Consider the following 13,763-nt stretch of genomic DNA (forward strand, 5'->3'; position numbering starts at 1 on the left):
AAAACTTCTGATTTTTTATCAGTATACTGCCAGAACATCCGTTCGTCAAGGTGAAAAAATCGACAAATTTTTCTACAGCAGAAAATCCGCCATCACTCCATTGCTCACATGGATTCCCTTTCTCGAAAGATATATCCTGTCTCCTTTTTGTTCCAGCATTCCGATCTCCAGATGTTTTTTCAGGATCTCTCCGTAAACGTTTTCCATATTTTTTCCGAAATATTCCGCAAACGCTTCCATTGAAACGCCCTCTGTCATCCGAAGCCCCAGAAACATAAACTCAGCCATCTCATCTGCCTCTGTAAGGCTTTCCATATTCTGACGGATCTTATCCGGAAACGCACTGTTTCCAATATATTCCTTCATATCTGCAGTATTGGAAAAACGCATATGATCCAGAAGTGAAGACGCCCCAAGTCCCAGTCCCAGATAATCGATCCTCTGCCAGTATCCCTTATTATGACGGCATTCCCGTCCGCCTTTCGCATAATTGGAGATCTCGTACTGATGAAACCCATATTCCGCCAGGATCCCTGCCGTATTCTCATACATACGGTACTCCGTATCCTCATCCGGCAATTTCAGCTTTCTCTCCCCGAAAGGAGTGCCTTCCTCAATGATCAGACTGTAGGCGGAAATATGTTCCGGAGAAAGCCCTGCCACCGTGCGGAGATTTTTTTCCCAGTCTGCATAGGTCTGTTCCGGAATGGCACTCATCAGATCGATATTGATATTGGAAAAGCCTGCATCCCTTGCCATAAAAAAGCTCTCCTGAAACTCTTCCCACGTATGGATCCTTCCAAGGATCTTTAATTCCCGATTCTGCGGGGACTGAAGCCCCAGACTCAGCCGGTTGATCCCGTGTTCCAGATATATTTGAAGTTTTTCTTTATATAAAGTCCCCGGATTTGCTTCGATGGTGATCTCAGCATCCGGGGCCACAAAAAACTTATTTCTGATCTGATCCAGCATCTCTCCAACAAGAGACGGATCCGGCACGGAAGGTGTTCCTCCGCCGATAAAAACTGTGGCGATCTCCCTTTCCGAAAAATCCGGAACAGCAGCGATCTCCCTTTCCAGAGCCTGGAAATATTCACGCTGCCTCTCTTTTCCGGCAGGTCCGGAAAGGAAATCACAGTAATCGCATTTTTTTACACAAAACGGAACATGGATATAGAGCTCCAGCGGTTTTTTCGCCTCATTCTCCATCCATGGCTCCTTCCTCTCCACCACTACCTGATGTATCATTATCCTCATCGGAGCTTGTATCTTCACCGGCACTATCCGCATTATCCGTACTTCCGTCTGAAGCAGCCGGTGTCGGTGTCACGCCATCGATCCCCAGTGCCTCGCTGCCGTTTTCTGCCAGGTACTCATTGACCATTGTCAGATTTCCATTGCTCGTCACTGCATCCGGATCTACGGTTTTCGGATCAGGAGTGACAGTCGGTCCCGGCGCTGTACTGATTTTGATCACACTTTCCTCTTCTGCATTTTTCTTCTTTGAACCACATCCGGTAAGCAGAGCTCCTGTTATAGCCAGAAGGCCTGCTGCCAGAAACAGTTTTTTTATATTTTTTTTCAAAAAGTCATCTCCTATTTATCATCCAGCTTCAGGACACTCATAAATGCCTTCTGCGGGATCTCCACGTTACCTACCTGACGCATACGTTTCTTACCTTCCTTCTGTTTTTCCAGAAGCTTCTTCTTACGGGAGATATCTCCACCGTAACACTTGGCAAGTACGTCTTTACGCATGGCTCTTACCGTCTCTCTGGCAATGACCTTGCTTCCGATAGCTGCCTGGATCGGAATCTCAAAGAGCTGTCTCGGGATCTCGTCTTTCAGCTTCTCACACATCTTTCTTCCGCGCTCGTAAGCAGTATCTGCATGCACGATAAAGGAAAGAGCATCCACTTCTTCTTTATTCACAAGGATATCCAGCTTCACAAGCTCACTTCTCTCATATCCGTCCAGTTCGTAATCCAGGGATGCATAACCTCTGGAACGTGATTTCAGTGCATCAAAGAAATCATAAATGATCTCGTTCAGCGGCAGTCTGTATTTCAGGAGTGCACGGGTTTCTTCCATATATTCCATGCCTTCATACTGACCACGTCTCTCCTGGCAGAGATCCATGATCGCACCAATGAACTCTGTGGTTACCATGATCTCCGCCTTCACCATAGGCTCTTCCATGTATTCGATCTCTGAAGGATCCGGAAGGTTGGTGGGATTGGTCAGCTCGATGATCTCACCATTGGTTTTATAGACCTTATAGATAACACTCGGTGCTGTAGTTACAAGATCCAGGTTATACTCTCTCTCCAGACGCTCCTGGATGATCTCCAGATGAAGAAGTCCCAGGAAGCCGCAGCGGAAACCAAATCCAAGGGCGACCGATGTCTCCGGTTCATAATAAAGGGAAGCATCGTTGAGCTGAAGCTTCTCCAGCGCGTCACGGAGATCGCCGTACTTGGCACCATCTGCCGGATAAAGGCCACAATAAACCATAGGGTTTACCTTCTTATATCCCGGAAGTGCCTCTGCACAGGGGGTGTCCGCATCCGTTACCGTATCACCCACGCGGGTATCACGGACATTCTTGATGCTGGCTGTGATATATCCGACCATACCTGCTGTCAGCTCGTCACACGGGATAAACTGACCCGCTCCAAAATATCCAACCTCCACAACCTCCGTGGTGAATCCGGTCGCCATCATATGGATCCTCGTGCCCTTTTTCACACGTCCGTCCTTCACTCTGCAAAATACGATAACACCCTTATAAGGATCATAAACAGAGTCGAAGATCAGAGCCTTCAGAGGTGCATCCATATCCCCCGCCGGCGCCGGGATCTTATTGACGATCTGCTCCAGAACCTGGTCTACATTCAGTCCTGTTTTTGCGGAGATCTGCGGTGCATCCTGCGCTTCAATTCCGATCACATCCTCGATCTCATTGATAACACGCTCCGGATCCGCACTTGGAAGGTCGATCTTGTTGATCACCGGAACCACATCCAGATCATGGTCCAGTGCCATATATACATTGGCAAGTGTCTGAGCTTCGATTCCCTGTGCTGCATCCACAACAAGGATCGCTCCGTCACAGGCAGCAAGGCTTCGGGAAACCTCATAGTTAAAGTCCACATGTCCCGGGGTATCGATCAGGTTAAAAATATACTCATTTCCGTCCTTGGCTTTGTATACAATACGAACCGCCTGGGATTTGATGGTGATCCCTCGTTCTCTCTCAAGGTCCATGTTATCCAGAACCTGGGCCTGCATTTCCCTCTCGGTAAGAAGTCCCGTCATCTCGATGATACGGTCCGCAAGTGTTGACTTGCCATGGTCGATATGTGCAATGATACAAAAATTCCGAATTTTACTCTGGTCTATCATTCAGGAAGTCCTCCTTAAATTTCTCTCGTATAAAGCGTTCAGAACGCATATTTTTCCATACTGCTTTTTATCATATCATATTTCAGCCTTCTTTGTCACTGCCTTTCAGAACTCTGTTTAAGATATCTGCAAATGGTTCCATGGCATTTCGGACTTCCTCCACGGTATTGGTCTGTGCTCCGGCCTCCAGAAGCAGAGCCCGTGGCTTAAGATGCAGATTATAGCGAAGACCTGCCAGATAGATCCCCCGGTAAAGATCGGGGTAATACTGTGCCGCCTGATATTCCAGCTGAAAGGAAAATGCCAGATTCTCTTCTATGTAAGGATTGGGCAGATAACTCACTGCCCCCTGACTGACTGTATAGCTTAATCCATTATAAAAAAGCAACTGAGCAGTAGGTTTTCCATTCACCTGCGTTACCAGATGACGCTCATCCGGCACACCATCTCTGTGAAGGTCGATCACAACTTCAATGGTGGGATTTTCTTCCAGCACTTTTTCTATGGATGCCCTGGCATAATCATAAGCCTTGCTCCTGTCCAGTGTTCCTCCCATCATATCAAAGGCATCTGTTATATGAATGACCTGATATCCATATGTTTTTTCCAGAAGTTCAGTAAGATAATCTCCCACTCCCACGATAGTGTCCTCAGTCTGTCCTTCCCTTGAATCTGCAAAAGCCTCCTGGGAATGGGTATGATAAATCAGGATCTGGGGTACCGATGAATCCTTTTTAACGGACAGATCCTCCTTCAGAAAACGGAGCGCACTGATCTGCTGTGCATTCGTCTCCGTATTGGAATCCAATATAAAAAACTGATTCATCACATAGTCAAAATCTGCCAGTTTCGCCTGAGACAAGTCAATCTGCGGATGTGGCAGTGCCACAGTCTCCTGTTCCTTCGCAGTATTTTCACCGGATTGGTTCTCCTCTGACGGAGGAGTCTCCGGTTCTGTGTCCCCCGGCTCCGTAGCTTCCTGTTCTGAACCTCCCGGCTCTGTAATTTCTGGCTCAGCAACTTCCTGTTCTGTATTCCCCTTAACAGTCTCCTGTTCATTTTTTTTGCCGGCAGAGGATTTTTTCCCTGCCATTTCTGCCTCTTCCGCTTCTTTCTTTTGGATTTCTTTTTTCTTTTGAAGCTCTTCCTTCTTCTGAAGGGCTTCTTTCTTCTCCGCCTCTTCCGCCTCGGCCATCAGCAGTGTCTCCTGCTCTTTTCGGTTCTCTGCTTCCACTTCTTCACCCAGATGCTCTGCGTTTTTTTCCTGCAAAAGCATCTCTGTTTCCCGGTCTCTGCCATTTTCCTTCTGCAGAGCTTTCTTTTCCAGAAAGCAATACAGCGGCAGCTGTCTGTAGATCTCACCATGCCTGAAAAAATCTCCCGGAAGGACAGCCACCACACCCAGGAAGATCAGGCTCAAAACCACGCAGAAAGCCCTCTGGATATTCGTCACCAACGATCACCTCTTATGGTATTTTATGACCTGTCCTCTTCGATTAGACTATCGGAAAAAGCCAGATTCAGTCCCTCGGAAATGGTAAAGCTTAAATATCGTACCGTTTCATCCACATCCTTTGGTGTTACAAACATGGTGTAAAGCTTCGGTGAGATCATTTCTTCCAGAAACTCCTTCTGCTCATCTTCCTCCAGCGCCTCCAGAAGCTCTGCCATGGAATCATGGACGATGGTAGCCGCATCCACCACAGTCGGAACACCGATCCCGATCACACGGACCGAAAGATTTTCTTCATTCAGGCCTTCCCTGTGGTTTCCCACGCCGGAGCCCGGACTGATCCCGGTATCCGTGATCTGGATCGTCCGGTTAAGTCTTGTCGTACTTCTGGCCGCCAGCGCATCTACGGCGATCACCACATCCGGCTTTGTCTCCGAAACAACACCCCGAACAATTTCCAGGGTTTCCATTCCGGTCTGTGCCATCACACCCGGAACGATCCCGCTGATCTGATGCATTTTCATATGTTCATTGCTCTTCAGCCCATATTCCCGGATCACATGCCTTGTCATATGAAGGTTGGAAACTGCACGGGGGCCAAGGGAATCCGCAGTGATCTCCTGATTCCCAAGTCCTACCACCAGGATCGACTGCTGACGTCCAAGATCGATCAGCTCCCTTAAATGATGTGCCACCTCTTCCGAGATTTCCCTGTGATAATCCTCATCCGGAACGGAAAGATCCGGTGCCTCAATGGTAATATAGGTTCCCTGTGGTTTTCCCATGGTCCTGGCTCCGTTTTCCGTTGTGATCCGCACTACGGTAGTCCGAACATCCTTTTCTTCATCGTACCTTTCCCTGATCTCTACTCCATGTACTTCTACATTTTCCTCCTGAAATCGTTCCGTTGCTTCCAGTGCCAGGTCTGTTCTGATTCTGCTCCTTCCAGCCATACTCTCATCCTCTTTTTCTGTAAGATTGCAAAGACTTTTCCACTGCTATCTGCAGCTTTACCGGTGTTTTCCCTTTCATTATTTCCATTTTTCCCATAAATATGTATCATTTCCCCTTTCCCACACAGCATCTGGTATTTTTTGCATATTTTTTTGGAATTTTTGCGAAAAACATCTTGACATTCCTGTGCACGTATAATAATATATATAAGCATGTTTCATAGGAGCGCCCGTGTCTGTTCCTGTGAATGTAATTTAATATTATATTTTTAAGGAATCGGAGGTGTACGAATTGGCTAACATTAAATCCGCAAAGAAGAGAATCTTAGTTAACAGCACTAAGGCTGCAAGAAACAAAGCAATCCGTTCTGCAGTTAAGACTTCCATCAAGAAAGTTGAGACAGCAGTTGAGAATAAGGATAAGGCAGCTGCAGAGGTTGCTCTTAAGGACGCAATCTCCACAATCAGCAAAGCTACATCCAAGGGCGTTTATCACAAAAATAACTGCGCCAGAAAGATTTCCCGTCTTTCCAAAGCTGTCAACAGCATTGCGTAATAGACCACGGAATATTTTAGTTATAAGCTTATAAGTAAAAGGAAAGACAGTCGAACCGTCAGCGACTGTCTTTTTTGTATATAGATTTCTGCATTGACCAAAAGGAGTTTTTTTATGATATCTCATCCCTTTCTCTACCGCATTATCCGCAGCAGCCGGAAAACCCTGGCGATCCAGGTCAGCGTTTCCGGTCAGGTAACTGTCCGCGCTCCACACACAATGCCAGATTCCACCATCCAGCGTTTTCTCTCACAGAAAGAAAGCTGGATCCTGGAGCATCTCTCACACGCTGCCACTGAGCCGGCACAGCCCCAGGCTGAAAACCCGCCTCTTTCGGAATTCCGCCGCAGTTATTATATGGAATCCGCCAGAAAAATATTCAAAAGAAAAACCGCAGCCTACGCCAGAAAAATAGGCGTAACCTACGGCCGTATCACGATCCGGGAACAAAAAACCCGCTGGGGAAGCTGCACCAGCGAAGGAAACCTGAACTTCAACTGGCGGCTGATCTTCGCCCCGGAAAAAGTCCTGGATTATGTTGTAGTACACGAACTTTCCCACAGAAAAGAAATGAATCATTCCCCTGCCTTTTATGCAGTGGTGGCATCTGTGATGCCGGAGTATAAAGTCTGCGAAAAATGGCTCAGGGACAACGGAGCGACCCTGTGGCAGAACCCGTCTCCGTAAAACTCAGGCTCTCACTGCTCTCGCCGAGCTGTACTTCACGATCAGAAGCTCCACGCTGAGCACATCTCCAAGTGTACCTGTCTTTACCGCCTCTTCCGCATCCACAAAATCCCGCACAGCATTCTCCAGCTCTTCCACAGTGTAGGATCTGGCACAGGATGCCAGGTTCCGCACAACAAAAGAGGGTACTCCCAGTTTGGAAGCGATCTCGGTTTGAGAAAGACCCTCCTGTGACATTTTCTTGGTCAGGCAGATCTGACGAAACTGTTTCGCCAGAAGAAACAATATCCGCATCGGCGGTTCCCGAAGAGTCAGAAGGTCATAGTACAGATCCAGGGCCCGCTTCTGGTTCTTCTCCGTCACCGCACGCACCATATCAAAGATCTTATTGGTTGTCTGCGTGGTACAGACAGCCTGGATATCTGCAGCCGTCACAACATCTCTTCCGACCGTATAGGAGATCAGCTTTTCCAGCTCCATCCTTATATTTCCCATATCTGTTCCCGTCATAGTCAGCAGAAGCTCCACATCTCTCTGGGTGATCCTGCGGCCATTTTTTCCAAGGATCCCTGCCGCCCACCGCATAAGAGTCTTTTCATCCTGCTGTTTAAATTCCCCGATGCTGCCGCAGGCTTTTACCGCCTTGTACATACGGCTTCTTTTATCTACTTCAGACTCGCAGAACACCAGATACAGATAATCAGGCAGAGCTTTCATATAATCTGCCAGTTCCTCACATTTGTTCTTAAAGAATCCCGTATCCTCAAGAAGGACTACTCTTCGCTCTGCAAAAAAGGGCATGGTATCACAAAGACTCAAAAGCTCCCGGACATCGATCCCCTTCCCCTCATATCTGGTAAAATTCATGGTATCATCGTCCGGGTTCAGAGCCTTCACCAGATTTCTTTTATATTGCTGTTTCAGATAGGCTTCCTCACCGTAAAGGAGATATACCTGCTTAAATTTTCCTGTTTTAATATCTTCCTGAATATTCTTCAATCTCTGTACCCCTGTCTGATTTTCTCTGTAATCCAGTTTATACGACAACTGCCGGAAATGCAACACCCAAGCAAAAATTTGACTTTCCACCGGATTCATGATACTGTAAACAGGTACATATTCCGGCAGATCCGTTCTGTCAGCGAAATATGTGGAAGGGAGTGTTCCATTATGGAAAAAAGAAGAAACAGCAGAACAATCAACCTGAAGAGCGCAACCACCAAGGCCAAAGCTACCGTGAAATCAACTGTAGAAAAGATTGAAAAAACACCTGCAGCTGAAAAAACCGTTAAAGCAGTCAAAAAGGCAACAGAGACTGTAGCAGCCAAGGCACCAGAAGTAGTAGAAGAAGTTAAGAACACTGTAAAAAATCATAAGATCAGCGGCATCACACTTGAAATTTTTGAGACATCCATCACAGTTGCCGACCTTGAGACAGCTGTTAAGAAAGATGCAGAAGCAAAGGGCCTGAAAGGCAAAGAGCTCCACATCTATGTAAATGCAGAAGAAAGAGCAGCTTACTACACTGCTGACGGAGAGGGTTCCGACGATTACAGGATCGATCTGACCACTCTGTAAACTCCGGCGGATCTGTTCCGCGATCACTTACTGTGCCGGTCTGTCTGTGACATTCCGGAAACGCAAAAAGCCATGCACAGGACATTTTCATCCGGTCCCGCTGCATGACTTTTCTTTTTTATCTTTTACCGGATCTTTTTGATCCAGTCTCTGGAGCAGCCTACTGCAGCTCTCCAGCCTTTTACCATGGCATTTCGCTTCTCGTCATCGATCTCCGTGCGAAAAATACGTTCCACATCACGGCTTTCCAGTACTGCCTCCTTGCTTTCCCAGAATCCCACAGCAAGACCTGCCAGATATGCGGCACCAAGAGCAGTTGTCTCAATACATTCCGGACGTTCTACAGCCACATTACTGATATTGGCCTGAATCTGCAGGAGAAGGTTGTTTGCACTTGCTCCGCCGTCCACACGAAGAACTGCAAGGTCACTTCCTGCATCTTCCTTCATAACCTCCAGCACATCATTGACCTGATATGCAAGTGATTCCAAAGTCGCACGCACAATATGATACTTATTTACACCACGGGTCAGCCCCACGATCGTGCCACGGGCATACTGATCCCAGTAAGGAGCTCCAAGTCCCGTAAACGCAGGCACGATGTAGCAGCCGTTTGCATCCGGTACCTTTCCCGCAAAATACTCGGTATCCGATGCGGAATCCACCAGATGAAGCTCATCACGAAGCCACTGGATCGCAGCACCAGCCACAAATACGGATCCCTCCAGAACATAAGTGATCTCTCCGTCAAGTCCCCATCCGATGGTCGTAACCAGCCCGTTATTGGAAAATACCGGTTTATCTCCTGCATTCATCAGAAGAAAGCCACCGGTTCCGTATGTATTCTTGGTTTCACCTTTCTCAAAGCAGGCCTGTCCGAACAGCGCCGCCTGCTGGTCCCCGGCAGCACCGGCTACCGGGATCCTTCCACCGAAAAAGGACGGATCTGTCTCACCATAAATCTCACTGGACTCTTTTACCTGCGGGAGCATGCATTTCGGAATATCAAGTTCCTCCAGGATCTCATCATCCCACTCCAGTGTATTGATATTGAACATCATCGTTCTGGATGCATTGGAATAATCTGTTACATGAACAGCTCCCTTGGTCAGCTTCCAGATCAGCCAGGTCTCCACGGTACCAAACAGAAGCTCTCCCTTCTCTGCTCTTTCGCGGGCACCCTCCACATTATCCAGGATCCATTTTACCTTGGTGGCTGAAAAATACGCATCAATAACAAGCCCTGTTTTCTGACGGAATTTTTCTTCCAGTCCCTTTGCTTTCAGACTGTCGCAGTATTCTGAGGTTCTTCTGCACTGCCATACGATGGCATGATAAACCGGCTGTCCCGTATTCTTATCCCAGACAATAGTGGTCTCTCTCTGATTGGTGATACCGATCGCTGCAATATCCTCTGCCGTTGCCTCAATCTGGTTCATAGCCTCTCTGGCAACAGAAAGCTGTGTGGACCAGATCTCACCTGCATCATGCTCTACCCATCCCGGTTTCGGAAAATGCTGGATAAACTCCTTCTGCGCCACACTGCGGATCCTTCCGCTTTCATCAAAAAGAATACAGCGGTTACTGGTCGTTCCGGAATCCAGCGCCATAACATATTTTGCCATATAAAAATCCTCCAATACATTTCTTGGCTGCGGCTCAATGCCTCTGCAGCCTCATAATTCCCATACCTTCTGATTTGTAGTGGAAACCGCTGCTGCCCCCGCACCCAGGGCTCCCATCACATCCTCCTTATCGGAGATCAAACCGCCTGCGATCACAGGCACCTTGCTTGTTTTACATATCTGTTTAAGAATCTTCGGCATCAGCCCCGGCAGAACCTCTACCACATCCGGCAGCTGCTCATGCTGATTTCCCAGATTCTCAATATTCTTGATCGCCATGGAATCAATAAGGAAAAAACGCAGAACTGTATACATTCCAAGCTTCTTCGCCCTGTTGATCATGGATGCTTTTGTTGAAATGATCCCATCTGCATGGATATTTTTACAAATATAATCCACAGAAACCTCTTTTGAGCTTAAACCTGTGATCAGGTCTATATGTGACATCGCGATCTTCCCCGCCTGGTGGATCCGCTCCACAATTCCCCCAATAGAACGGATATCTCCATACAGGATAAAGATCACGGTAAGCTCCTCCCTGCCCAGACAGTTCTGAAGCCCCTGCTCATCCTTTACAGCCGCTATGATCGGGTTCGCCTCGATCGCGTCCAGAAATTCTTTGTTCATCTTCTCTCTTCCTCCGCAATGTTCACACAATATCATACTATCTCCGCGCATTGTTTGAAGATATTATTCTTATTGTATCAGTTTATTGCTTCAAAGACCAGACGCATTTGCCAAATATATCTGTTTTGTTTCCGGCTGTATTACAATTCTCAGACAATCTTCTTCTCTGGCAAAAGAAGGGAAGCCCCTATGGACTTCCCTTCTGCAGATACATTATTTCTCAAACGGGAATTTGAACTGTGTAAGTCCGAATTCATCGCGAAGTCCGATAAACTCTTTCTGAACTTCCTCTGTCACCGGAACTCCCTTATCCTTACGATACATCCATACATCATATTCCTTCTCGCCTGCTGTGTAGATACGTTCCTGTCCAGGAGCCTTCTCGGAGCCTCTCAGATCTCTCAGGATATCACCGCATGTTTTCCTGAATGCCTCTGCACCCATAAATGCCTCTGTGTCGATAGCAATAAAGAAATGTCCAAGATGATATGGACGGAGCTTTCCCTCCTCATCCTTACCCTCCAGAGCTTTCAGGAAGAGACCGGACTGAAGAGCAGCGGAAAGGATCTCAACAACAGTAGAGTATCCGTATCCCTTATATCCTCCGGTCGTCTCACCAAATCCACCGAGAGGAGCAAGGGCTGCCTGCTGGCTTCTGATCTTCTTAAGGATCTCTGCACTGTCTGTAAGCTCCTCTCCTTCTCTGGAAATAACAAGACCCTTAGGAGTATCATGGTTAATACGTGCGTAGTATTCGATCTTGCCATTCTGGATAACAGATGTTGCACAGTCCAGTGTAAACGGGAACGGCTCATCTGTAGGCATACTAAATGTCAGTGGGTTGGTTCCAAGCATATTCTCAACACCAAATGTCGGTGCAACGGATGGTCTTGCGTTGGTACCGCTGATACCGATCATATTCTCTTTTGCTGCGAGACCTGTCCAATATCCTGCAATTCCATAATGGGAAGAGTTACGGACTGCAACCATACCCATGCCGTATTTATGTGCTTTTTCAATACACATGTCCATAGCCTTCTTGCTGGCTACCATTCCCATACCATCGTTAGCATCAAGAACTGCAGTTGTCGGTGTCTCTTTAAGAATATCAATCTTTGTTACAGGATTTAAGATTCCGGATTTGATACGGTCGATATAGATCGGTTTAAAGCGGTTGCAGCCATGGCTCTCAATTCCACGTCTGTCACTTTCCAGAAGTACGTCAGAACAAAGTCTTGCATCCTCTGTTGGAACTCCCATTTTCTCAAATACTGCAGTCATAAAATCGTCTGCAAGCTGCCAGGAAATAAAAGGTCTTGTTTCTTTCTCCATTGTAAAAACCCCTCCATGTACATTATTATAGTTTTTTTATTTTACTTATATAGATCTGCAGCAGGACCCCCTCCTGCCGGAGATTTCAAATTTAGCCTGCCTCCTGTATGTGCCGCACAGAAAGCGTCTTTACCTCGCAGTGTCAATCCTCATCTTCCACTGCTCTTCCTCTGTCCGGATAATTGGTGATAATGGAGTTTACTCCCCATTTCTTCATCCTTCTCATATCCTCTTCCTCGTTTACAGTCCAGACATTCACCCCGATCCCGTTCTGGGAACAGCTGCGTACATGTTCTTCCTTCAGGTATTCCAGATTCGGATGATAATACTGCACATCACAGGTTCTTGCATAAACCCCTGCATTATCCACGTATTTCTCTACCAGAAAGCCTCCTGCAATAGTCTCATCACTCTGTCTGCACAATACAATGGATGCGTTATTGAAAGAGGAAAGAATGATCCGATCCTCCAGACCATATTCGCAGATCATATCAATAACCTTCTCTTCCATACCACCATAATAATAAACACTGTTCTTCAGCTCGATGTTTGTGATCAGATCTTCCTCCTCTGCCATCCACTCCAAATACTCTCTCAGAGTCGGAATCTGAAGCCTGCCGAATTTTCCGGCAAACTTATCCGGATAACTGCAATCCAGTTTACACAGCTCAGCATATGTAAGATCATAGATATATCCGTTTCCATCTGTGGTACGGTCAACCTTCTCATCGTGCATGATCACCGGAACCAGATCCTTGGTCAGCTGTACATCAAGCTCGATCCCCTCGCAGCCAGCCTCCACAGCCTTCTGAAACGCCAGCATTGTATTCTCCGGATATTCTCCGCTGAAACCACGATGTCCAAATACTTTCATTCTAATCATCCTCCATTCAATACATTACATCATTGTGAGCATTTTTGCTAATTCATTTTTCCAATTATATCATAGCGTTTATTTATTTTCAACATTTTTTATCTGTTTATATATATATATATTGTTATTTTTTAATTAATTATTCTTTTAAGTACTAATATTTTTTGTGCATTTTGCATAATTTGTTCTATGGCAAACAAAGCGATAAGAAAGCCTTTTCAGGTTTATTTTATTCGCTTTGTCTGCCGGAGGGCTGACATATTATAAGCATACAGTTTGCCATATATATCCTTTGCAGATCACTGTATGATCTGCTTCACATTTCCTGTAGCCACGATATCCACGCCTGTGCCTGCTGCATTCTCCAGGATCACGTCCCCGATCTGAACCGGCGCTTCCACACATACATCCCGCAGCGCTTCCACGCAGTCAAAAATCTTTCCTTTCGGAATATCCTGTGCTGTCTTTACTGACACCACCGGCATACTCCCATTCTTCACACGAACGGTCGTTGTCACGATCCTGGTCGGATCTGTCACTTCCTTCACTGCATATTCCGCACCTTTTTTACAGGTATTTCCTGTGACGGAAATGATTTCTTTTCCATTCATTTCCACCAGAAGGGCGCATCCCATAGGACATCCGATACAAGTAAGATTCCTTTTTTCCATTT

General features: G+C 46.6%; 14 protein-coding genes. 3 read left to right on the forward strand and 11 right to left on the reverse strand.

Annotated elements, in window-relative coordinates; all coding sequences use genetic code 11:
• Positions 1-72: 72 nt before the first annotated feature.
• The 5 genes from hemW to gpr all read right to left on the reverse strand — a co-directional run bounded on the left by hemW (position 73) and on the right by gpr (position 5,811).
• On the reverse strand, positions 73-1,209 hold the full coding sequence (gene hemW, locus V9W66_RS05925; protein WP_144093927.1) for a radical SAM family heme chaperone HemW: 1,137 nt from the start codon (positions 1,207-1,209) through the stop codon (positions 73-75).
• On the reverse strand, positions 1,199-1,585 hold the full coding sequence (locus tag V9W66_RS05930; RefSeq protein ID WP_144093926.1) for a hypothetical protein: 387 nt from the start codon (positions 1,583-1,585) through the stop codon (positions 1,199-1,201). The genes hemW and V9W66_RS05930 overlap by 11 nt, the downstream gene beginning before the upstream one ends.
• Positions 1,586-1,596: 11 nt before the next feature.
• A complete protein-coding gene (gene lepA / locus V9W66_RS05935; protein ID WP_144093925.1) occupies positions 1,597-3,405 on the reverse strand; it encodes a translation elongation factor 4 in 1,809 nt (602 codons plus the stop codon).
• An 82-nt stretch (positions 3,406-3,487) separates the two neighbouring features.
• Complete coding sequence (locus V9W66_RS05940; RefSeq protein ID WP_243121679.1) at positions 3,488-4,858, reverse strand: stage II sporulation protein P; 1,371 nt, start codon at positions 4,856-4,858, stop codon at positions 3,488-3,490.
• A 23-nt stretch (positions 4,859-4,881) separates the two neighbouring features.
• Positions 4,882-5,811: a GPR endopeptidase gene (gene gpr / locus V9W66_RS05945; protein WP_144093924.1), complete on the reverse strand. Its 930-nt coding sequence runs from the start codon at positions 5,809-5,811 to the stop codon at positions 4,882-4,884.
• A gap of 292 nt (positions 5,812-6,103) precedes the next feature.
• Between gpr and rpsT the strand changes: the two genes are divergently transcribed.
• Together rpsT and V9W66_RS05955 are read left to right on the forward strand one after the other, a co-directional pair.
• Entirely contained in the window at positions 6,104-6,367 is a 264-nt protein-coding gene (gene rpsT, locus V9W66_RS05950) for a 30S ribosomal protein S20 (protein WP_022426951.1), read from the forward strand.
• 114 nt (positions 6,368-6,481) lie between these two features.
• Positions 6,482-7,054, forward strand: coding sequence for a M48 family metallopeptidase (locus tag V9W66_RS05955; protein WP_186290048.1), 573 nt, complete (start codon positions 6,482-6,484; stop codon positions 7,052-7,054).
• Positions 7,055-7,057: 3 nt separating this feature from the next.
• Here V9W66_RS05955 and holA read toward each other — a convergent pair whose 3' ends face one another.
• Positions 7,058-8,053, reverse strand: a complete 996-nt coding sequence (gene holA / locus V9W66_RS05960) for a DNA polymerase III subunit delta (RefSeq protein ID WP_144093923.1) — start codon at positions 8,051-8,053, stop codon at positions 7,058-7,060.
• 171 nt (positions 8,054-8,224) lie between these two features.
• Between holA and V9W66_RS05965 the strand changes: the two genes are divergently transcribed.
• On the forward strand, positions 8,225-8,632 hold the full coding sequence (locus V9W66_RS05965; protein ID WP_144093922.1) for a DUF6465 family protein: 408 nt from the start codon (positions 8,225-8,227) through the stop codon (positions 8,630-8,632).
• Positions 8,633-8,757: 125 nt separating this feature from the next.
• Here the strand turns inward: V9W66_RS05965 and glpK are convergent, their stop codons facing one another.
• The 5 genes from glpK to V9W66_RS05990 all read right to left on the reverse strand — a co-directional run bounded on the left by glpK (position 8,758) and on the right by V9W66_RS05990 (position 13,761).
• Positions 8,758-10,257 (reverse strand): glycerol kinase GlpK, encoded by a 1,500-nt coding sequence (gene glpK / locus V9W66_RS05970; protein ID WP_144093921.1) that lies wholly within the window; start codon positions 10,255-10,257, stop codon positions 8,758-8,760.
• Positions 10,258-10,308: 51 nt separating this feature from the next.
• A complete protein-coding gene (locus V9W66_RS05975) occupies positions 10,309-10,884 on the reverse strand; it encodes a glycerol-3-phosphate responsive antiterminator (RefSeq protein WP_144093920.1) in 576 nt (191 codons plus the stop codon).
• Between the two features lie 213 nt (positions 10,885-11,097).
• Positions 11,098-12,216, reverse strand: coding sequence for an Ldh family oxidoreductase (locus V9W66_RS05980; protein WP_144093919.1), 1,119 nt, complete (start codon positions 12,214-12,216; stop codon positions 11,098-11,100).
• Positions 12,217-12,358: 142 nt separating this feature from the next.
• Positions 12,359-13,090 (reverse strand): glycerophosphodiester phosphodiesterase, encoded by a 732-nt coding sequence (locus tag V9W66_RS05985; RefSeq protein WP_144100520.1) that lies wholly within the window; start codon positions 13,088-13,090, stop codon positions 12,359-12,361.
• A gap of 299 nt (positions 13,091-13,389) precedes the next feature.
• Positions 13,390-13,761, reverse strand: coding sequence for a DUF1667 domain-containing protein (locus V9W66_RS05990; RefSeq protein WP_118071033.1), 372 nt, complete (start codon positions 13,759-13,761; stop codon positions 13,390-13,392).
• Positions 13,762-13,763: the final 2 nt, after the last annotated feature.

It is taken from the genome of Blautia massiliensis (ex Durand et al. 2017), from assembly GCF_051861785.1.
Lineage (GTDB): Bacteria > Bacillota > Clostridia > Lachnospirales > Lachnospiraceae > Blautia_A > Blautia_A luti_A.